The organism is Kingella denitrificans ATCC 33394, assembly GCF_000190695.1.
In the GTDB taxonomy this organism is placed as follows: domain Bacteria; phylum Pseudomonadota; class Gammaproteobacteria; order Burkholderiales; family Neisseriaceae; genus Kingella_A; species Kingella_A denitrificans.
The window spans coordinates 1679528-1699917 of the sequence record NZ_GL870929.1 but is presented as its reverse complement, the minus strand read 5'-3'; the positions used below and the strand labels follow the sequence as shown (position 1 = coordinate 1699917).

At 56.3% G+C, this 20390-nt stretch carries 16 protein-coding genes; 8 read left to right on the top strand and 8 right to left on the bottom strand.

The window, feature by feature from the left end; translation table 11 throughout:
• Positions 1 to 66: 66 nt before the first annotated feature.
• Positions 67 to 1026, top strand: coding sequence for a factor H binding protein domain-containing protein (locus tag HMPREF9098_RS08490; protein ID WP_003783909.1), 960 nt, complete (start codon positions 67 to 69; stop codon positions 1024 to 1026).
• Between the two features lie 262 nt (positions 1027 to 1288).
• Positions 1289 to 2746 carry a surface lipoprotein assembly modifier gene (locus HMPREF9098_RS08485; RefSeq protein ID WP_003783907.1) on the top strand — a complete coding sequence of 486 codons (1458 nt, stop codon included), beginning with the start codon at positions 1289 to 1291 and terminating at the stop codon, positions 2744 to 2746.
• A gap of 176 nt (positions 2747 to 2922) precedes the next feature.
• Here HMPREF9098_RS08485 and HMPREF9098_RS08480 read toward each other — a convergent pair whose 3' ends face one another.
• A complete protein-coding gene (locus HMPREF9098_RS08480) occupies positions 2923 to 6420 on the bottom strand; it encodes a DUF2339 domain-containing protein (RefSeq protein ID WP_003783906.1) in 3498 nt (1165 codons plus the stop codon).
• Positions 6421 to 6608: 188 nt separating this feature from the next.
• On the opposite strand from HMPREF9098_RS08480, the gene dnaX reads away from it, so the two are divergent.
• Together dnaX and ruvB are read left to right on the top strand one after the other, a co-directional pair.
• Complete coding sequence (dnaX, locus tag HMPREF9098_RS08475) at positions 6609 to 8702, top strand: DNA polymerase III subunit gamma/tau (protein WP_003783904.1); 2094 nt, start codon at positions 6609 to 6611, stop codon at positions 8700 to 8702.
• A 19-nt stretch (positions 8703 to 8721) separates the two neighbouring features.
• Positions 8722 to 9753 (top strand): Holliday junction branch migration DNA helicase RuvB, encoded by a 1032-nt coding sequence (gene ruvB, locus HMPREF9098_RS08470; protein ID WP_040564392.1) that lies wholly within the window; start codon positions 8722 to 8724, stop codon positions 9751 to 9753.
• Positions 9754 to 9770: 17 nt separating this feature from the next.
• Here the strand turns inward: ruvB and HMPREF9098_RS08465 are convergent, their stop codons facing one another.
• Positions 9771 to 10349 carry a hemerythrin domain-containing protein gene (locus tag HMPREF9098_RS08465; RefSeq protein ID WP_050781246.1) on the bottom strand — a complete coding sequence of 193 codons (579 nt, stop codon included), beginning with the start codon at positions 10347 to 10349 and terminating at the stop codon, positions 9771 to 9773.
• A gap of 203 nt (positions 10350 to 10552) precedes the next feature.
• Between HMPREF9098_RS08465 and rng the strand changes: the two genes are divergently transcribed.
• Positions 10553 to 12049, top strand: coding sequence for a ribonuclease G (gene rng, locus HMPREF9098_RS08460; RefSeq protein ID WP_003783900.1), 1497 nt, complete (start codon positions 10553 to 10555; stop codon positions 12047 to 12049).
• 118 nt (positions 12050 to 12167) lie between these two features.
• Here the strand turns inward: rng and ccoP are convergent, their stop codons facing one another.
• From ccoP to ccoN, 4 genes are read right to left on the bottom strand one after another with little or no spacing between them, the layout of a single operon-like run.
• Positions 12168 to 13142, bottom strand: coding sequence for a cytochrome-c oxidase, cbb3-type subunit III (gene ccoP / locus HMPREF9098_RS08455; protein ID WP_003783899.1), 975 nt, complete (start codon positions 13140 to 13142; stop codon positions 12168 to 12170).
• A gap of 1 nt (position 13143) precedes the next feature.
• Positions 13144 to 13320 (bottom strand): cbb3-type cytochrome oxidase subunit 3, encoded by a 177-nt coding sequence (locus HMPREF9098_RS08450; RefSeq protein ID WP_003783897.1) that lies wholly within the window; start codon positions 13318 to 13320, stop codon positions 13144 to 13146.
• Between the two features lie 6 nt (positions 13321 to 13326).
• Positions 13327 to 13938: a cytochrome-c oxidase, cbb3-type subunit II gene (ccoO, locus tag HMPREF9098_RS08445; protein WP_003783896.1), complete on the bottom strand. Its 612-nt coding sequence runs from the start codon at positions 13936 to 13938 to the stop codon at positions 13327 to 13329.
• 19 nt (positions 13939 to 13957) lie between these two features.
• On the bottom strand, positions 13958 to 15403 hold the full coding sequence (gene ccoN, locus HMPREF9098_RS08440; RefSeq protein ID WP_040564880.1) for a cytochrome-c oxidase, cbb3-type subunit I: 1446 nt from the start codon (positions 15401 to 15403) through the stop codon (positions 13958 to 13960).
• Between the two features lie 297 nt (positions 15404 to 15700).
• On the opposite strand from ccoN, the gene HMPREF9098_RS08435 reads away from it, so the two are divergent.
• On the top strand, positions 15701 to 17449 hold the full coding sequence (locus tag HMPREF9098_RS08435) for a M61 family metallopeptidase (protein WP_003783891.1): 1749 nt from the start codon (positions 15701 to 15703) through the stop codon (positions 17447 to 17449).
• Positions 17450 to 17514: 65 nt separating this feature from the next.
• On the opposite strand, the gene tfpZ is transcribed toward HMPREF9098_RS08435, so the two are convergent.
• Positions 17515 to 18273, bottom strand: coding sequence for a TfpX/TfpZ family type IV pilin accessory protein (tfpZ, locus tag HMPREF9098_RS08430; protein ID WP_003783889.1), 759 nt, complete (start codon positions 18271 to 18273; stop codon positions 17515 to 17517).
• Positions 18274 to 18584: 311 nt separating this feature from the next.
• Between tfpZ and HMPREF9098_RS08425 the strand changes: the two genes are divergently transcribed.
• Both HMPREF9098_RS08425 and HMPREF9098_RS08420 read left to right on the top strand, forming a co-directional pair.
• Entirely contained in the window at positions 18585 to 18818 is a 234-nt protein-coding gene (locus tag HMPREF9098_RS08425; RefSeq protein WP_003783884.1) for a hypothetical protein, read from the top strand.
• Positions 18819 to 18857: 39 nt separating this feature from the next.
• On the top strand, positions 18858 to 19448 hold the full coding sequence (locus HMPREF9098_RS08420; protein WP_003783883.1) for a hypothetical protein: 591 nt from the start codon (positions 18858 to 18860) through the stop codon (positions 19446 to 19448).
• A 121-nt stretch (positions 19449 to 19569) separates the two neighbouring features.
• On the opposite strand, the gene prmC is transcribed toward HMPREF9098_RS08420, so the two are convergent.
• Positions 19570 to 20379 carry a peptide chain release factor N(5)-glutamine methyltransferase gene (gene prmC / locus HMPREF9098_RS08415; RefSeq protein ID WP_040564390.1) on the bottom strand — a complete coding sequence of 270 codons (810 nt, stop codon included), beginning with the start codon at positions 20377 to 20379 and terminating at the stop codon, positions 19570 to 19572.
• Positions 20380 to 20390: the final 11 nt, after the last annotated feature.

Here is a 20390-nt window from a genome sequence, read left to right as displayed (position 1 = left end):
TCTCTACATGTTAAGCTATGTAAATACTAATTTTAAAATTTAAAATCGAATTAGGAGTTCTCAATCATGAAGCATTTGTTCAGCACAACCATTATCGCCCTCAGCCTGGCCGCTTGCGGAAGCAGTGGCAGCAGCGCCCCTTCCACACAAAGCAACACACCCCAATCTACCGCATCACCCGATGCCGAGTCTTCCGCCGTTAAAAACCGCTCCAGCTTGGACTACCGCCGCAATTATGCCGGAGTGGTCAGCAGCAAAAGTGTGATTGCCGCACAAACCCTGTTGGGACCGCAGGCCGGCAGCAACACGCGCGGTGAGAAAAACCTCACCCTTACCCTTAACGGCCGCAGTTACGGACTGGCCGACCGCATCAACATTACCGCGCTGCCGGACGGCCTGCTCGAACTGCCCTACAAAGCCGAATGGACGTCTTTGAAAGTCGCCTACCCCGACAGCCGAGATGTAAAAGTGGAAGAACAAGGGAAAATGTATATCTACCAACGCCCCTACTCCATGGTGTTGGCCACCCTGCCCACCGCCTACCGTTACGATGGTGCTAACGACCCGAACAACCGACTCGGTCGCGCTGACACCATGAAGGTGCAGCTGGTGAGCGGCCTGCCCGTGAACGATGCCACCATCACCCGTCTCAGCGGCAACACGTTCAACTACAGTGGCGAATCTTTTGCCAATTTCGGTTCTGGTTTGGAAAAAGGCGCATTTAACTACAGCATCAACTTTACCGATAAAACCGGTAGCGGCCGCATTACCGGCATGGCTTCCACCGGCGATATCGAACTGCGCCAAGCCCGTATCGGCGGCGCACTGCCATACAATCCGATGCTGTCGGCTGCCGAACGCACCAAAGGCATCAACGGTGAAGCCCATTCCGAACGCATGAATGCCTACCGATATTACCTTTCTATTTTCGGCCCCAATGCTGAAGAAGTAGCCGGTTTTGTGGAAGGCAGCCGCAGCAATCCTGGCGGCCAATGGAATATCGGCGTCAGCGGAACCAAACAGTAACCACCTCTGCCGTCGTGCTGCATAGTAAAGAAACACGATAAAGCAGCGAGATATAGCGGATGAAAATAAATGATACAAAGCAGCGGGTCGGAAGTCGTACAGAAAAGTACGTCAAGGCGGGTCAAAGCCGTAGCATTGCGATTTTAACCTGCTATAAAACCGGCTACAGGCTACCTGAAAACAGCCCCGATAGCGTTTTCAGGTAGCCTGTAGCCGTCATTAAATCCAACGCCTGCCCGCCACATTTTTTGTTTCAGCCGCCATGATACCCATCTTCCGCCATCCCACCATTCTGGCACTGTGCCTGCTCAGCCTTCCGCTCGGCACGATTGCCGCGCCGCCAACCCTCGTGCCGCACGATGACAATCCGCCATGGCCGCAGCCGCCCCAGCCCATTCAAACGGACGACAGCATCGCCCCGAAAACACCCCAAAGCAGTACCCAACCCTCCAAGCACCTAACCGAAACCGACCTGCGCGCCAATCCCGCCCTGACCGAACACCTGATCAATCAGGCCATCCTCAGTCACCAATGGGATTTGCTGGCCGACCTGCTGGATTTGTACCGCACCATGCCGAACCACGATACCGTTTTGTACGATTACGGCAAAGGTGCCCTATTGCGCGGGCAGGACAAGCTTGAGCAGGCAATCAGGCATTATGCCGCCATTGTGCAGCGGCGGCCGGAACTGTCTTATGTCCGGTTCGACTACATGGCGATGCTGTTTGAAAACCACCAATACCGCCAGGCCGATCAACAGGCCGAACAATTGGAACAGTCCGACCTGCTGCCGGAAGCAAAACAACTGGTGGCGCAATACCGCCAAGCCATGCAAAAACGGCAGGCGTGGCAAGCCGATGCCTCGCTGCAATACGAACGGAACGACAACGTCAATAACGCCTCCTCTGCCCGCGAACTGCGCTTGGGCTCACGCGTGTGGGTGCGTGATGAAGCCTCGTTGCCCCAGAAAGCCACCGGCCTGCGTTACAGTGCCGCGCTCGACCGATCCGTGAACATTGGCGGCAACCACTTCCTCACCGGCGGTGTTAGTTTGGACGGTGTGTTTTACTGGGATCGGCGCGAGTACAACGAAGAAAACCTACGTGTGCAGGCTGGTTACCGCTTCCGCAATATCCGCAGCAGCTGGCAGATACAGCCCTATACCGAATTCAGCTGGTTTTCAGGTAGCCCATACAGCCGCCAATACGGCATACAGGGGCAATATAGCCGCCAAATCGGCTCAAAATGGCAAATCAGCGTGATGGCCACCCGCAGTTGGCGGCATTACCGCAGCAAAAACGTTGCACAAAGCTACAACGGCCCGCAAACCCAATTAACTGCCACCGCCGCCTGGATGCCCATCGCAAACAGCCTGCTCTATATCGGTTTAGACTGGCTGGAACACCAAACCCGCGACCCGTCGGAAGCCTCCGTCCGACGCGGCATCCGCTTCGGGCTGATGCGGGAATGGCCGCAATTCGGCCTGCGTGCAGACATCCGCTTGGGCAGGCGGCAGTTCCGCCAAACGCACTTCTTTTTCCCCGTGGTGCGCTCCGACCGAGAAACCCAGCTCAACTTGTCGCTGTGGCATCCCAAACTGCAATGGCACGGCCTGATGCCCCGCCTAACCTACCGCCATCTGAACATCAACAGCAATATTCCGGAACTCTACCAACGCCGCAGCCGCCAATGGTTTATCGAGGTGGAACGTCGGTTTTGAACCTTGCAGGCTGCTTCCTGCTTCGTTCAATCACGATGCACCGCAACTCCGGTTTTAGAATAACGGCGGATTACTTAGGAACGGCATTGGAACATATGTCGGCAAGATAAAAAGCAGCCTGCACTTCAATCTCTAAAGTGCAGGCTGCTTTTCGTTTTGGCGATACTGCTTACGCCCTAATCCCTATCCTTCGGCGGCACGGGTGCATACCAACCAACCAGCAGCAGGAGCAGGCCGACGACGATGAAGGAAACAATCCGTTCGATGCCGCCGCTGTTGCCCAGTTCCACGAAGAAGAGTTTCAGCACCACCACGGCCATAATGCTCGCGCCAACCAGCCAGCGGGCCCGATCGGCGGCGCGGTTGCCGGACACCATCAGCACAATGGCGGCCAGCGCCCAAACAATCGACAGGCTGGCCTGCACGCCGAAGGAAGCCAGCAGGTGGTCAAGCCGCCAATCCACGCCGCCGAAGATGTGCCACAGCCGCATCACGCCGCCGCTCAACAGCAGCAGGAACAGCGCGGGCAGGCTGCCGGCTACCACACGCCGCCCGTCGGCTTGCAGGCTGCTTTCGGGCAACCACGCGCCCAGCCAGCGGTACAGCAGATACAACACGGCGATGCTGCCGATTTCTACGGCGTTGAACACGGGGAAATAAGGGAAATCGGACTGCGGCGGACGGGCAAAGTTGGCATGCACGAACCACAGTGCGGCGTACACGGCTAGCAAGGCGCTGTGCCAACGCCAGTAAATGCCGCGCAGTTCGCCGAAACGGTCGCGCCACACGGTGAGTGCCAGCCATGCGGCAAACGGGATGGCCAAACGGGCCAGCGGCAGGGCGTTCGGCCAATGGGCTTCGGCCAGGCTGCCTGAAAACTGCGTCCACAAAAGAATGTAGGTGGGCAGCAGCACGGCATGGACGGCAGGGGCAAAGCCAATGAGTTTTCCACCGTCGGGATGGCGTGTTTCAGGCTGCCATAGGGCAGACAGGGCGGCCAACACACTGAAGCCCAACATCAGCAGGCTGCCTGCCAACGGCACTTCTGTCGCCCAAATATCGGCATATCGGCCAATCGACATAACGGCAAACAGCCACATCGCCAAAGAAGCAGCCTGCACGCCTTCGCGCCAGCGCGACCCACGCGCGCCCAAAAGCAGCAGCGCGGCAAACGCAAACCATGCCCACGCCCAGCCGTATTCCATGTTGAAAATACGGGCCAGCGAACCCAAGCCGTTCTGCCATTCCACCCACGCCAGCACCATCATCAGGCAGCCTGCACCCAAATTGCACAACTGCGTGCCGCTGCCGAACTGCGGTTCTTCGCGCTGCCAGCGGGCTTTGTGCAGCGTGAACGCGGTGGCAAGATACAGAATGGCCGTGCCCGTCAGCACCATATCGATGTTGATTTCTTCGGGAGCCACAAGGTGCAGGCTGCATAAAAACGAAATCAGCACGCACGCGGCGGAAAAGCCGCTGAACACAGGCTGCTTCTGCCGCCATTGCGCCGCCGCGAAGGCCAACGCATACACGGCCAGCGCCAGCGTGCAGCCCAGCCTGCCGAACACCAGCATCGGCAGGGAAACCGCGTGGATTAAGGCGAGCAGCAACACCACCGACACGCCGTTTTTCTCCCACAGCGCGCTGTCTTCGCGGCGCATTCTCGCCCATGCCCAATACATCAGCACGCCGCTGGCCGCCGCAATCAACGCGCCGGAAAACGAGCCGTTCAGCAGCGCGCCGCTGTCCGATTCGCCCGCGTTGCGCAGCAAATCTTTCAGTTGCGACAAAGCCGCCAAGCCATATACGCCGACAGCAACCACGCGCGTTTGCGGCTGCCGCTGAATCAGCCCGAACGAATACACCAGCGCGGCTTCCAACGCCCACGCCATCGCCGTCCAGCGCAATTCAAACGCCAACGGCACGGCCAGCGTAACAAACACGAGGAACAGCCCGGCAAACGCCTGCTTCATCACGGCGAAATCGTCGCGCAGGCGGGCGAAATACAGTGCCGCGCCGCCATAAACCGCCGCCCAAAGCAGCGCGGAATACGCCGCGCCGTGGCCGCCTTTGTCCATCAACGCATATTGCAGCGAAAACGAAGTTATCGCGCTGCCGAACAGCAGGCTGCTGTCGAGGATGCCGATGTGGCTGCCGTATGCCGTTACCGTCTGCCAAATGCGTTCCAGCGAAGCGTTGTCGGGAATGCGTTTCAGGCTGCCGGCCAGCGGTTCGTCTTCCAGCGTTTTGCGGGCGAACAGACAGGCAATCAGCGTGTAGAGCAGCCAATGGTAAATCAGGAACAGCTCACTGCTGGCGAACAATTCATCGTGATAACGGGCAGCACCCCAGGAAGAAGCGATGACGAACGTGCCGGAAAGCCCGATTAAATTGAGCGAGCGCCATGCCTTAAACCATGCAATCGCCGCCACGCCTGCGTTCAACAACGCCAGATAGCCGAACAGCACAATGTGCGAACCGCCGCCGCCCACTAGCACGGGTGCGGCCAAACCGCCCACCAAAGCAGCCTGCGCCATAACTTTCGCGTCCTGCGACACGGCGCGGGCAATCATCACCAGCACCAAGGCCACCATCACGACAAATGCCACGCCCGAACCAATCAACGCATGCAGTTTCGCGGCCGCCAGCGTGGTCAGATACATCACACCCAAGCCGAAGCCCTGCAAGGTGAGGCCATATTCGCGTTTTTTGCTTTGCAGCTTCACGCCTGCGCCCGCCGCCGCCACACCTGCGCCGAACACTGCCAGATAGCGCACGCTCAGCGGCAAATGGCCGCCCACATAACTCAGCAGGAACGCCAGCCCGAAAAACAGCACCAGCGCACCGGTTTTCAGCAGCGGGTTGCCGCTTAGGAACCATGCCAGCAGCGGATTAGGCTCGGCAGGTTCGCTGTGCTGCGGTCGGATTTTGCGTGAAGACGGTGCGCTCGAAGCGGCGCGGGAAGAAGCATGTGCAGCCTGCTTTTGACGTGCAGGCTGCTGTTGAACGGGCGCGGTGTGCGCCGCAGGGGTTTTGTCCGCAGACGTTTTATCCGCAGGAATATGGGCGGCTGCATTATCGGCAGGCAGCTCTTCAGGCCGGAACAGCACACGGTCGCGCTGCGCCGCCATTCTTTCTTCGTATTGCGATTCGGGCACCAGCTCGTAGCCCGCCCATACCAAAGGCTCTTCTTCCACCGGCAGGCTGGGCGTTTCGGGTGCAGGCTGCTTTTGTGCCGCATCGGGGGCAGGCATTCGGACCACCGCCGGTTGTTGCAGGCTGCTTTCGGCAACGCGCGCCGTTAACGGGGCGTTGGCGGCAGCGGTTTCAGGCTGGGCATCGCGCACCGGCGATACGGTTGCAGGCTGCTTTTGCGCCGCTTGTTGCTCGGGCATGGCAGCAGGCATACTCTGCCGCCGCTCCAATGCCGCCAGCCGCCGCCGCAACTCGCGCACTTCGTATTCCAAATCGTCCACTCGGTCGGCCAGATAACGCCGCCGCTCGCCGCTATCGCCGCCGCGGTCGGCATTGCCCTTATCGTTGTCCTTATCGCTGGGCGCAATCAACGCCATCAGCACCGCACCGAACACCGCGGCATATATCGCCACCGGCAAAGACGAAGCCAGCATGCCGAGCAGCACCGCCGGTAAAATCACAAACCAAAAAAAGCGCATTATTATTCCTTTAATGACACGGTTCTCAGGCTGCCTGAAAAGATGACTGCCATTGTACGCAGAAAACGGCAGATTGGGCAGATTTTTGCAGTGCAGGCTGCTTTGCCGGCAAACCGAGTAAACCTTTCGCATGGCGCAGGCGAAAATGTTAAAATGCACGGATTGTTATTTGGCACAACCGTTATGTTATGGCAGCTTATCAAGTCCTCGCCCGCAAGTGGCGACCCAAAACCTTTGCCGATTTGGTCGGCCAGCAGCACGTTGTAAAAGCGCTGCAAAACGCGCTCGACAAAGGCCGCCTGCACCACGCCTATTTGCTCACGGGCACGCGGGGCGTGGGCAAAACCACCATCGCCCGCATCCTGGCCAAAAGCCTGAACTGCGAAAACGCGCAACACGGCGAACCGTGCGGCCAATGCCAATCCTGCCGCGACATCGACGCAGGGCGGTTTGTGGATTTGCTGGAAATCGACGCCGCATCCAACACCGGTATCGACAACATCCGCGAAGTGCTGGAAAACGCCCAATACGCGCCCACCGCCGGCAAATACAAAGTCTATATCATCGACGAAGTGCACATGCTCTCCAAATCCGCGTTCAACGCCATGCTCAAAACGCTGGAAGAGCCGCCCGAACACGTCAAATTCATCCTGGCCACCACCGACCCGCACAAAGTCCCCATCACCGTATTGAGCCGCTGCCTGCAATTCGTATTGCGCAACCTCACGCCGCAGCAAGTGGCCGACCACTTAACCCACGTTTTGAAAACCGAAAAAATCGTGTACGAACCCGCCGCGCTCGCCCTTTTGGGACGCGCCGCCCAAGGTTCCATGCGCGATGCCTTGAGCCTGCTCGACCAAACCATCGCCATGGGTTCGGGCAGCGTGAAGGAAACCGACGTGCGCGACATGATTGGCGCGGTGGACAAACGCTACCTATACGAACTGCTCACCTTCCTGATGGAACAGGACGGCACGCAGCTCATGCAAAAAGCACAGGAAATGGCGGGCAACGCCGTCGGCTTCGACAGCGCGTTGAACGATTTGGCCATGCTGCTGCAACGGCTGGCACTGCTCAAAACCGTGCCCGGCGCGGTGGCCGCAGACGACCCCGAACGCGAACGGCTGACCCAGTTGGCCAACTATTTCAGCGACGAGCAAATCCAGCTGTATTACCAATGCGTGATTCACGGCAAACAAGACCTGCCGCTCGCCCCCGACGAATACGCCGGCTTTGTGATGACGCTGCTGCGCATGCTCGCGTTTGCCCCGTTCGCCGCCAAAAACACGCCGCAGCACGGCACGATTGAAGGCACGCAGCTGCACAATCCGCCGCCCGAAACGCAAAAAAAAACACCTGAACCCGACGGCAATATAAAAAGCAGCCTGCACACGCCGAATACCGACAATTCAGCAGCCGAACCCCTGCCCGAAAGCACGCCCGCCGAAGTGCAGGCTGCTTTCGAAGTCGCAGAGCCGCCGCACGAAGCATTTCCCAAACCGCAAGAAAGCAGCCTGCACCCCGAATCCGCCGCCGATAACGTGCCGTGGGATACGGACACGGGCGATTCAAATCACGCGGACGATACCGCCGAACCTGCCGCCCAAACCGAAGAAGCGCAACCCGAAAGCGCGCCCCTTGAAGTGCAGGCTGCTTTTGAAGCTGCAGAACCGCCGCACGAAACATTCCCCGAAATGCACGAAAGCAGCCTGCACCCCGAATCCGCCGCCGATAACGTGCCGTGGGATACGGACACGGGCGATTTGAATCATGCGGACAACACCGCCGAACCTGCCGTCCCAACCGAAGGAACATTGCCCGAAAACGCGCCCGCCGAAGTACAGGCTGCTTTCGAGCTGCCGCCTTTGCGCGCCGAAAACTGGGTGGCCATTGTGCGTCAACTGGGGCAGCTGCCCGAAATTTCCGCCGCGCAAATGGCGCTGGCGCACATGGCCTGGGTAGATTTGCAGCCGTCGGTGCTAACACTAGCGGTGGACCGCGCCAACACCACGCGCCATACCGTCAAACCGGCTTATGTGGCGCGGATTGCACAAACGCTGTCGCAGCATTACCAAAGCAGCCTGCACATCGAATTGGTCGATTGGGAAGACGGGCGCGGCTGGGAAACGCCGGCCATGTACGAAACGCGGCGGCAAAACGAGCGGCGCGCAGAGGCCGTGTCGCTGATGCAGGCGGATTCGGCCGTGCAGAAATTGCAGCAGCTGTTTGGCGCGCGCTGGATGGAATCGAGCGTCCGCCTGCTGTCGGACAGCGCATCATAAAAAGACAATGATAAATGATATGATTGAAAACGATAATTTGAGCGGCAACGCTGCGCCGCGTTTAATCTCCGCACAAAAATTGTCCACCCAAGAGGAACAGCTGGAACGCGCCCTGCGCCCCAAATTTCTGGCGGACTATATCGGCCAGCACAAGGCCAAAGAGCAGCTGGATATTTTTATTCAGGCGGCGAAGCACCGCGGCGAAGCGCTCGACCACACACTGCTGTTCGGGCCGCCGGGGCTCGGCAAAACCACGTTGGCGCACATCATCGCGCGCGAACTGGGCGTAAATCTGCGCCAAACGTCCGGGCCGGTGCTGGAACGCGCGGGTGATTTGGCGGCCTTGCTGACCAATCTGGAACCGCACGATGTCCTGTTCATTGACGAAATCCACCGTTTAAGCCCCGTGGTGGAGGAAATTCTGTATCCGGCGATGGAAGATTACCAGCTGGATATTATGATTGGCGAAGGCCCGGCGGCGCGCAGCGTGAAGATTGATTTGCCGCCGTTCACGCTGGTGGGCGCGACCACGCGCGCGGGCATGCTGACCAATCCGTTGCGCGACCGTTTCGGCATCGTGGCGCGGCTGGAGTTTTACCAACCGCAGGATTTGCGCACGATTGTGGCGCGTTCGGCACAGCTTTTGGACATGAACCTGAACGAACAGGGCGCATGGGAAGTGGCCTGCCGAAGCCGTGGCACGCCGCGCATTGCCAACCGCCTGCTGCGGCGCGTGCGGGATTTCGCACAAGTGAAAAAAGCAGCCTGCATCGATGCGGCGGTGGCCGATGCGGCATTGTCGCTGCTGGATGTGGACAAGGCCGGGCTGGATATGATGGATCGGAAATTTTTGGAAGCGGTGCTGCACAAGTTTTCGGGCGGCCCCGTGGGTTTGGAGAACGTGGCGGCGGCCATCGGAGAATCCACCGACACGATTGAAGATGTGATCGAACCCTACCTGATTCAGCAGGGTTTGCTGCAACGCACGCCGCGCGGCCGTGTGGCCACCGCAGGCGCGTTTGAACATTTCGGGCTGCCGTTTGAAGATTAGGCAAACGGCGCACCGCCCTATTCTTCTGATTCGGATTCTGTTTCAGGTGCAGGCTGCATGGGCGGCAGGTTTTGCGGTTTCTTTTTCGGCTGCCGCCGCTCCGCCATAATTCTGCCGATTTCTTTCAGTTGCTCTTCGGGAATATCCTCGCGCCCCTGTTCGAACAGCGGCTCTTCCAGCGCCATGTGCCGCTCGTATCCCGCCACAAACATATGCACCAAACTGTTGGACAATATCAGCGTTTCGCCCGCCATAATGCTGTTGAGCTGGCGGCGCAGCGCTTCCCAGCCGCTATGCAGGCTTTGGTGTTGGCGCAACAGTTCGTCCACACTGTCTTTGGCGTGCGGCGTGAAGCGCAGCAGCGTGGGGAAAAAATCCAACTCTTCGTCTTCATGATGCAGCGGCGCGGCTTTGTTGAAATACGTCAGAATCTGATGGATTGAGGTTAAGGCCGACTGGTCCAGGCCGTTGTGCGTCAGATAATCGGGCAGCAGCGTGAGCTGGTGGCAGAATTTCCGTACTTTGCCATGGCAGGCCAGCAGCATTTCAATGGGTTCGTCCCAAGATGGGGCGGCGGTTTGTGGTGTAATCAGCATTTTTGTGTGTGTCCTTTTGAAAACGTGCGCATTGTAGCAAAATTTGGCTTTCACGTCTTGTACGTTATTGTTGGGTAACAAAAAAATACAAAAATACCATCATTCCGCAACATATCGCCGAAGCCCAAAAGCAGCCTGCACCCCCCAACCCGCGCCGCGCCGACCAAAACAAACAATATCATTATTTCATTTAAGGTAATTTTATGAGCTTCATCACCATCCCTCTCCCCACCGACATCCCACGGCCGCCGGAAACCGTGCTGGTGAACATCACGCCGCAGGAAACCCGCGTGGCCGTGCTGGAAGAAAACAATATTTGCGAACTGCACGTCGAACGCAACAGCGACCACAGCCTGGTCGGCAATATTTATTTGGGCATTGTCCGCCGCGTTTTGCCCGGCATGCAGAGCGCGTTCATCGACATCGGATTGGAGCGCGCCGCCTTCCTGCACATTATGGACGTGGTGGAGCAGCGGCAGAACCCCAATTCCAATCCGCGTATCGAACAAGTGCTGTTCGAAGGCCAAACCGTGTTGGTGCAGGTGATTAAAGACCCGATTAACAGCAAAGGCGCACGTTTGTCCACGCAGATTTCGCTGGCCGGCCGCTTTTTGGTGCATTTGCCGCAAGACGACCACATCGGCATTTCACAACGCATTGAAAACGAAGAAGAACGTAACAGTTTGCGCGAACGGCTGAACGCGCTCCTGCCCGAACAAGCCTGCCACGGCTACATTATCCGTACCAGCGCGGAAACCGCCACCGATGCCGAATTGCAGGCCGATATCCACTACCTCACGCGCGTGTGGGGCGATATTGTCGCGCAGGCCAAAGTCTGCCCGCCCGAAACCCTGCTGTATCAAGATTTGCCGCTGGCCAAACGCGTCCTGCGCGACTTGTTCAACGACAACACGCGCGAAATCCTGGTCGATTCGCGGCTCAATTTCGACAAAATGATGGCGTTTGCCGAGCAATACGTGCAAGATGCCGCGCCGAAGCTACACCGTTTCACGGGTGAGCGCCCCCTGTTTGAAACCTACGGCATCGAGTCCGAAATCAGCCGTTCCCTGCAACCGCGCGTGAACCTGAACTTCGGCAGCTACCTGATTATCGAAACCACCGAAGCCATGACGACCATCGATGTGAACACCGGCGGTTTTGTGGGCGCGCGCAGTTTTGACGAAACCATCTTCAAAACCAATCTGGAAGCCTGCCACGCGATTGCGCGCGAGCTGCGCCTGCGGAATTTGGGCGGCATCATCATCATCGATTTTATCGACATGATTCAGCAGGAACATCGCGACGCCGTGTTGCAGGAATTGGCAAAAGCGTTAAGCTCCGACCGCACGCGCGTGACGCTGAACGGCTTCACCAGCCTGGGTTTGGTGGAACTGACGCGCAAACGCAGCCGCGAAAGCCTGCAACACGTTTTGTGCGAACCCTGCCCCGTATGCCAAGGGCGCGGCAGCCTGAAAACACCGCAAACCGTGTGCTACGAAATCCAACGCGAAATCGTGCGCGAAAGCCGCCGTTTTGATGTGAAAGAATTTCGGATTATCGCCTCGCACTCGGTGATTGATTTGTTTTTAGACGAAGAATCGCAATCGCTGGCCATGCTGATTGACTTTATCGGCAAACCGGTTTCGCTGTCGGTAGAAGGTTCTTATTCGCAGGAACAATATGATATTGTTTTGATTTGATATTTGAAAGAACAACAAAGTGCAGGCTGCTTTTGGAATGGGTCAAAAGCAGCCTGCACTTTGTTCAGTCAAAAAAACGGCTCATGTTGCAAAACACGAGCCGTCCGTTTTCCAGCGTTTATTTTTTTGCCGCAGGCGTGCCGATAGCAGGTGCGGTGTCGGTGGGCAATGCTTTGCCTTGGCTGTGCGAAGAGCCCCACACAAACGCAGTCAGCAAATGCAGTTTTTCTTCGCTCAAGAAGCCGTCCCATGCCGGCATTTGGTTGTGTCGTCCGCCGGTAATCGTCGCGATGATGTCCTTTTCGCGGCCGCCCCACAACCAAATGTTGTCGGTCAGGTTCGGTGCCAAGCCCATTGTGCCTTGGCCTTTGTCGCCGTGGCACGCAACACAGTTCGCGGTGAAGAGTTCTTTACCGCGCGCCGCACGAGCCTCGTCAAACTTCTCGCGGCCGGACAGCGACATCACGAAATGCGCCGTGTCTTTCACGCCTTCCTCGCCCAAAATAGGACCCCAGGCCACCATGTTGCCCACACGGCCTTTGGCGATGGTTTCGTGGATTTTTTCAGGCGTGCCGCCGTAAATCCAGTCGGTATCGACCAGATTCGGGAAACCGCGCGAACCTTTGGCATCCGAGCCGTGGCATTGGATACAGTAAGTACCGAACAGGTTTTTACCAATCTCCATTGCCGCAGGGTCTTTGGCCACATCTTGAATGCTCATATTTTTGTATTTGGCATACAAAGCGCCGGTTTCTTTCTCTGCAGCCTGCATTTCATCCTGATACTGACCCACGCTGCTCCAAGGCTTGCCGTTAAAGCCAATGCCTTTGAAGTCGCCCAAACCTGGGTACAGTGCCAAATAGCCCATGCCGGCGAAAATCGTGGCGACAAACATCCAGAACCACCAGCGCGGCATACGGTTGTTGTACTCTTCGATACCGTCCCAAGAGTGGCCGGTCGTTTCCACTTTTTGTTCGCGCGGCGGCGACTGAAAATGCTGTGAAAGCAGCAGCCACCAAATAAAGATGAAGCTGCACGCCACAATGGCAATAATGTAATAATGCCAAAATGATGAAGTAAATTGTGATTCCATTTTATGCTCCGTTCTCACGGTCTGACTCGGTATCCGGCGTATCCGGGTCATCGACGATGCTTCGTGCGGCATCGTCATAATTGACCTTGTTGCGGCGGTTGAATGCAATCAACAGCACCGTTACAAAACTGACAAATACGCAGACAGTGAAAAACACCCGTGCCCAAGTCATGTCCATGATGTCTTACCTTTTGTTTTTCAATGCCAAACCCAAGCCTTGCAAATAAGCAATCACGGCATCCAACTCGGATTTGTCTTTCAATTCTTCTGGAACTTTTGCGAAATCCTCGTCGGTATAAGGCACGCCTACACGTTGCAAGGCTTTCATATGAGCCACGGTTGTTTCCACATCGACTTTATTGCGTGCCAACCAAGGGAAGGCAGGCATATTCGAATCGGGAACCACTTCACGCGGATTGAGCAGGTGAATACGGTGCCATTCGTCGGAATAACGGCCGCCGACACGCGCCAAATCAGGACCCGTACGTTTGGAACCCCATTGGAACGGATGGTCGTAAACCGATTCGCCGGCCACGGAATAGTGTCCGTAACGTTCGGTTTCGGCGCGGAACGGGCGGATTTGTTGCGAGTGGCAGTTATAGCAGCCTTCACGCACATAAATATCGCGCCCCACCACTTGCAGCGGCGAATAAGGTTTCACGCCTTCGGTTGCCGTAATCACTTCTTTAGTGAAAAACAGCGGAATCACCTGTACCACCAAACCGATGCTGATGGTGATGAATGTAAAGACAATCAGAAAACCGACTTTTTCTTCAACTAATTGTTGTAATTTCATTTTGGTAGCCTGCCTTTTCTTAATGTTGCTGTGTTTGCGGCAATGCAGGAATTTCCGCATCAACAGGTTTGCCGCGCATTGCAGTGCGGTAAACGTTGTATGCCATGATGACCATGCCGCTCAAATAGAACACGCCGCCCAAGAAACGTACAAAGTAGTAAGGCATAGTGCGGCTGACGGTGGCCACGAATGTGTGCGCCAATGTGCCGTCCGGTTTCAGCTGGCTCCACATAATGCCCTGCATCACGCCGGCTACCCACATAGAAGTGATGTACAGCACCACACCGATGGTGGCAATCCAGAAATGCACGTCAATCAATTTGGTGCTGTACATTTCTTTTTGGCCGAACAAGCGCGGAATCAGGTAATAAATCGAACCGATGGTCACAAAACCCACCCAGCCCAATGCGCCGGAGTGAACGTGGCCGACAGTCCAGTCGGTGTAGTGGCTCAATGCGTTCACAGTTTTGATGGACATCATCGGGCCTTCAAATGTGGACATGCCGTAGAACGACAGCGACACAATCAGGAATTTCAAAATCGGGTCGGTACGCAGTTTGCTCCATGCGCCCGAAAGGGTCATGATACCGTTAATCATGCCGCCCCAAGACGGTGCGAACAGAATCAACGACAACACCATACCCAAAGACTGTGTCCAGTCAGGCAGCGAGGTGTAGTGCAAGTGGTGCGGGCCTGCCCACATATAAGTGAAAATCAATGCCCAGAAGTGCACCACCGACAAACGGTAGGAATACACGGGGCGGCCGGCTTGTTTGGGAACGAAGTAATACATCATGCCCAAGAAGGCAGCGGTCAGGAAGAAGCCCACGGCATTGTGGCCATACCACCATTGCACCATGGCGTCGATTGCGCCGTAGTAAACAGGGTAGGATTTAAACCAGCCTGCAGGCACCCAAATGTTGTTCACGATGTGCAACAGGGCAATCGCCAGGATGTATGCGCCATAGAACCAGTTGGCAACGTAAATGTGTTTGATTTTGCGCGTGGCGATTGTTCCGAAGAAAACAATGGCATAAGCCACCCACACAACAGTAATCAGAATATCGATCGGCCATTCCAGCTCGGCGTATTCTTTACCTTGCGTCAGGCCGAGCGGCAATGTGATGGCGGCCAGCACGATGACGAGCTGCCAACCCCAGAAGGTGAATGCAGGCAGCCAGCCGCCGAACAGGCGCGTGTTACAGGTGCGCTGCACCACATAATACGATGTGGCGAACAGGCCGCTGCCGCCAAATGCGAAAATCACTGCATTGGTATGCAGCGGACGGATACGGCCGAAGTGGAACCAAGGCGCGATTTCCGACAGGTTAAGCTCGGGCCAGCGCAGTTGCGCGGCGGCGATAACGCCGACCAACATCCCCACGATACCCCAAACCACTGTCATGATGGCAAATTGGCGCACCACTTTGTAGTTATAAGTTTGCGTTTCCATGAAAGTCTCCAAATGCATGGCTTGATATTTATTACTGAACAATTGGGTTGCAGGCAGCCTGCACCGAATATTGTTTTCTTAATTTAACATTTTGTGCCTCTTTGTAAAATTTAGGCGCAAAACGCAATCGGGTATTTTAAAGCATATTTGCCTTTTCTACAAAACCAAATAGTGATAAAACATCAATGCTTTTGCCAATATACCCATATTTTTTGTGCGGATATGTTATAAGCGTCGGGTTTTCGCGTTGTTGATATACGTCAAATCGCGGCTTAATATTTTTTAACACTATATTTTATAGGGATTTTTATGTTGCACTACGCCATTACCGCCGTGCCGGAACGCCATCAGTGGCACATTTCGCTAACCTACCGCCGCGAAGAAAAAAGCAGCCTGCACCTGTTGCAAATGGCCAATTGGACGCCGGGCAGCTATATGGTGCGCGATTTCTCACGCCACGTCATGCAGGTGCAGGCTGCCTGCAACGGGCAACCTGCCGCCGTGCAGAGCATCGACAAAAACACCTGGCGGCTGCCCGATTCGGCCGGCGAATGGAAAATCGACTATATCGTTTACGCCAACGACCTCTCCTGCCGCGCCAGCCTGCTGGATAACGAACGCGGCTTTTTCGACGGCGCGTGCCTGTTTCTGACCGACCCCGACCGCCATCACGAAGCCTGCGAAATCACGCTGCACCTGCCGGACGCATGGCACATCCAAACCACCCTGCCCCAACAAAGCCCACGCGTGTTTACCGCGCAAAATTACGCAGAACTCATCGACCATCCGTTTGAAATGGGCGCGCAAATCGAAGTGCTGCATTTTGAAGCGCACGGCATTCCGCACCGAATCGCATTGAGCGGGCACTATCCCGATTTCGACCGCGAACGCCTCATCGCCGACGTCAAAACCATCTGCGCTTATGAAATCGCCCTGTTCAAGCAGCCTGCACCCTTCTCCGAATACCTGTTCCTGCTGCATTTGGGCGACAAAATCTACGGCGGCTTGGAACACATCAGCAGCACTGCCCTGCACGCCGACCGCTGGGCGTTGCCCGCGCACGACGCCGGCCGCGAACCCGATGCCGCCTACACCGAACTGCTGGGCCTGATAGCGCACGAATATTTCCACGCGTGGAACGTCAAATCCATCAAACCGACCAAATTCCAACCGTATGATTTAAATGCGGAAGTGTACACGGAACAGCTTTGGGCATACGAAGGCATCACGTCTTATTACGACGACCTGATTTTGGTGCGCAGCGGTGTTATCGGCATAGAAAATTATTTGACGCTGCTGGCGAAAAACCTCACGCGCGTGCAAAGGACGGGCGGGCGGCAATACCAAACGCTGGCGCAATCGAGCTTTGCCGCATGGCACAAATATTACAAACAAGACGAAAACAGCCCGAATGCCATCGTCAGCTATTACCAGCAGGGTGCGATTGCCGCCCTGTGTTTGGACTTGCACATCCGCCGCCAAAGCCCCCACTCGCTCGATAGCGTCATGCAGCAGCTTTACGCCCGCTACCGCGCCACCGGAAAAGGCACGGACAAAGGGCAATGGCAGCAGTTGGCGCAGGAGTTTACGCAACTGGATTTGCACGATTTCTTTCAGCGCGCGCTGTATTCCACCGAAGATTTGCCGACTGCCGAATGCCTGAAACAGGCAGGGCTGGCATTGCACTGGCTGCCCGCGCCCGCCGCCGAAACCGGCTCGTGCGGCACGGAAGCCCCGCCAATGGTGCAGGCTGCCTGCGATGTGGGCGGACGCTTCACGCAGCAGGCCGACGGCGCACTGATTACCCACGTGTTCAACGGCGGTGCTTTGGAACGCGCCGGCCTGAAACCGAAAGACAAAATCATCGCCGTGAACGGCTTTGCCTGCCGCGACACGACCGCGCAACTGCTCACCCGCATCGGCGACGAACACCAAGTGCACTATTTCCGCGACGGCATGCTGCACACCGCCTGCGTCCAAGTGCAGGCTGCCTTGCCGCAAACCGCGTACCTGCACATCGTATCGCCCGATTTATTGGCGGCGTGGCTATACGGATAAGCCGCATCGCCCAAAAAAGCAGCCTGCACTTCGGTTTCCCAATGTGCAGGCTGCTTTTTGCACGTTTATTGCCAAGGCCGCAAATCGACCACATCGACAATCTGTTTGTTTTTGCTGTCAATCAGCACCGTCATATCCGTATCGTAGGCCTTCATCGGCAGGAAGCGGTCGGCCTGCGGATGGCTTTGCAGCACGGCGGACACGGCGGATTCAGGATTGTATTTGGACAAATCCGCCACGCCTTGCGCTTCCTTCAATATCAGTTCCCATTGCGCCGGCGAATCGATGGATTCGTACATGAAAGGGATGGTGGAAGGCGCGCCGTCGCCGCGCAGTTCGCGGTTCAGGAGGTCGGAACGTTCTTTGTCGTCTTTGAACGGGCGCACGGCCACCCATTTGGGCGTGCCCCAGTTAGTGGTATTGTAGGGCGCTTGGGCTTGGGCGAGTTCTTCGTCTTTAATGTCGCCCGCCTGCACCAAATCGAAGCGGATTTTGTCGAACACCATATACACGGGGCGGTTCACGGCAATGCTGTACAGCCCGTAGCTGATGGCGCCAAGCTGGCAAATGACAATGACCGTCATATCCAGCCGAATCAGATGCCTGGCCTTGCCTTCTTTGGCCACCGTCCAAGTCAGCACGGGACCCAGAATGGCGTCAATCGCCAGCATGAGCAGAAAAATGTGGGTAACGCCCACCGCTTTGGCCAACGGTGCAGGATGCCACACCAAAAACACGATGGCGGCGGTGATGGCGGCAACGGTGCACGAACAAATCAAATGGCTGAAAAAGAGTTTAAAGCGGAATTTGGAAAGTTCTACCATAAGCAATTTCCTGAAAAAACGGGGCGTTTAGTGTACGGCGGCGCGGCGTTTTTTTCAATTTCCGTGCGGCGAAAGGCGGGTGCAGGCTGCTTTTGTGTTGTGCGTATGCCGCAACGGCGAAGGTTAAAACCGCCCATTCCATCACCCGATTGCCCGAATGTTCATGCCGATACCCGAAAAGCAGCCTGCACATACGGAACAAAACCTTAAATTCCGACATTAATGAACCGAAACAATGGGATAATATATACCCGTCCGCAGCATGGCAGATTTTGCCTGACCCATATTGCTTCATTCACAATTGGACAATCATGAAAAAAATATACATCATTTTTCGCAACATCTTCCTGTTATCGTTTGTCGCATTCATCTATTACATCGCCCGCCCCGAAATAAAACCGAGAGAAATACTCTCTTCCGTCCGCAGCCTGTTTGAAACCAAAGAAGAAACCGATCTACGGAAAATACGGGAGGCGATGGAATGCAAGCCCGACAAACCCCTTAGCAGGGGCGAGCGCTATGCGCTGGCGATGAAGGAATATTAGCGGCGGTGGGTAAAGTGGCACTGGCGGGCAGATGAGTGGTTGGAACAAGAAGTATGGGATGATGCCGCACCGCGCGGCTTCGTTACAATTAACGAGAGAATGTGCGGTTTGGAATATGACTGGACTGACCATCCGGAATTCATGAAAACGGATTCCTGCTACCCGTTCCGGCTGGACGGCTATCCCACTTTGGAAGCATTGCTGAAAAAGCAACCTGAATTTGTATCCGAACGCGGCAATAGCGATTTTGCCTATATGGTCAGAAAGAATTTGGGCGGAAAAAAATACGACCCGGCAGGAGAAGGTTTCTTGCAGCAGCCCGATTACTATAATCGTCCGAGCGGATTCGGTGTATTAAAAACGGATAGTTGGTCTGTTCATTTTTATGCGGAAGACTGCTGCACAATGCGTTCCTATCAGGAGTTTGTTGCTTATCTGAAGCAAAAATATCCGATGAATTGGCAATCATGGAGAAGCGATATTCCTATTAGGATTAAGGAGAATGCGGAATATTTAACAATTAAATATACGTACGCCCCATCCAAAATAGATGATGACACCAGAGAAGGGGGTGAATCCGAAACGAGAACATTTCTTGTCAATCCATGCGGCGAGTTAGTCAGTTTCTAATTCAGCCGCCCCGAACAGCCTTTTTTATCGGCGCAAAATAAAACGGCCATGCTGCCTGTCAAAAGCAGCCTGCACTTCGGTTTTCTGAAGGTGCAGGCTGCTTTTGTGTTGTTGCGTGCGGTTAAAGCTGCGCCAGCGTTACGCGATCGAGGCCGGCCAAATCGAGCAGCGTTTCGCAGTGGCGGTAGCCGTGTTGCGCGAACAGGCGGCGGATGTCGGCGGCTTGGTCGTAGCCGTGTTCCAGCAGCAGGTAGCCGCCGGTTTTGAGGTGCTGCGGGGCTTGGGCGACGATGTGGCGGATGTGTTGCAGGCCGTCGGCAAAATCGGTGAGTGCGCCTTCGGGTTCGAAGCGCAAATCGCCCTGCGCCAAATGCGGGTCGTCCGCGCGGATATAGGGCGGATTGCTGACGATGACGTCCCATTGCCGTGCAGGCTGCTTTTGTGCTTCAAACCACGAGCCTTGGGCAAAGGTGCAGGCTGCTTTGAGTGTTTGGGCGTTGTATTGCGCCACGGCCAACGCATCTGCGCTGATGTCGCTGGCGAACACATCGGCATCGGGGCGTTCCAGTTTGGCGGACACGGCAATGATGCCGCTGCCCGTGCCCATGTCCCACAGCGCGCCGCCGGCAGGCAGCCTGCACAATGCGGCTTCCAGCAGGTGTTCGGTTTCAGGGCGCGGAATCAGCACATGGCGGTTCACGGCAAACGTGCGGCCGTAAAATTCGCGGCTGCCCAGCAGGTAGGCCACCGGTTCGCCCTGTTCGCGCCGCCGGCACAACTGCCGCCATTGCGCTTCCTGTTCGGGCGGCAGAAGGTCGCCGTCGCGCGTGATGAGCTGGCTGTGCGACAGGCCGGTGATGTGTTGCAGCAGCAGGCGCGTTTCCAGGCGCGGCAGCGGCGATTGGGCAATGGCTTGGGCGATGGTGGTCATGGGGTCGCTAT

Coding starts and splice junctions, on each gene's coding strand:
- dnaX (WP_003783904.1), top strand. CDS start 6,609: ATGGCAGCTTATCAAGTCCTCGCCCGCAAGTGGCGACCCAAAACCTTT.
- HMPREF9098_RS08465 (WP_050781246.1), bottom strand. CDS start 10,349: ATGCTGATTACACCACAAACCGCCGCCCCATCTTGGGACGAACCCATT.
- HMPREF9098_RS08425 (WP_003783884.1), top strand. CDS start 18,585: ATGAAAAAAATATACATCATTTTTCGCAACATCTTCCTGTTATCGTTT.
- prmC (WP_040564390.1), bottom strand. CDS start 20,379: ATGACCACCATCGCCCAAGCCATTGCCCAATCGCCGCTGCCGCGCCTG.
- HMPREF9098_RS08435 (WP_003783891.1), top strand. CDS start 15,701: ATGTTGCACTACGCCATTACCGCCGTGCCGGAACGCCATCAGTGGCAC.
- ruvB (WP_040564392.1), top strand. CDS start 8,722: ATGATTGAAAACGATAATTTGAGCGGCAACGCTGCGCCGCGTTTAATC.
- tfpZ (WP_003783889.1), bottom strand. CDS start 18,273: ATGGTAGAACTTTCCAAATTCCGCTTTAAACTCTTTTTCAGCCATTTG.
- rng (WP_003783900.1), top strand. CDS start 10,553: ATGAGCTTCATCACCATCCCTCTCCCCACCGACATCCCACGGCCGCCG.
- ccoP (WP_003783899.1), bottom strand. CDS start 13,142: ATGGAATCACAATTTACTTCATCATTTTGGCATTATTACATTATTGCC.
- HMPREF9098_RS08480 (WP_003783906.1), bottom strand. CDS start 6,420: ATGCGCTTTTTTTGGTTTGTGATTTTACCGGCGGTGCTGCTCGGCATG.
- HMPREF9098_RS08490 (WP_003783909.1), top strand. CDS start 67: ATGAAGCATTTGTTCAGCACAACCATTATCGCCCTCAGCCTGGCCGCT.
- HMPREF9098_RS08485 (WP_003783907.1), top strand. CDS start 1,289: ATGATACCCATCTTCCGCCATCCCACCATTCTGGCACTGTGCCTGCTC.
- ccoO (WP_003783896.1), bottom strand. CDS start 13,938: ATGAAATTACAACAATTAGTTGAAGAAAAAGTCGGTTTTCTGATTGTC.
- HMPREF9098_RS08450 (WP_003783897.1), bottom strand. CDS start 13,320: ATGGACATGACTTGGGCACGGGTGTTTTTCACTGTCTGCGTATTTGTC.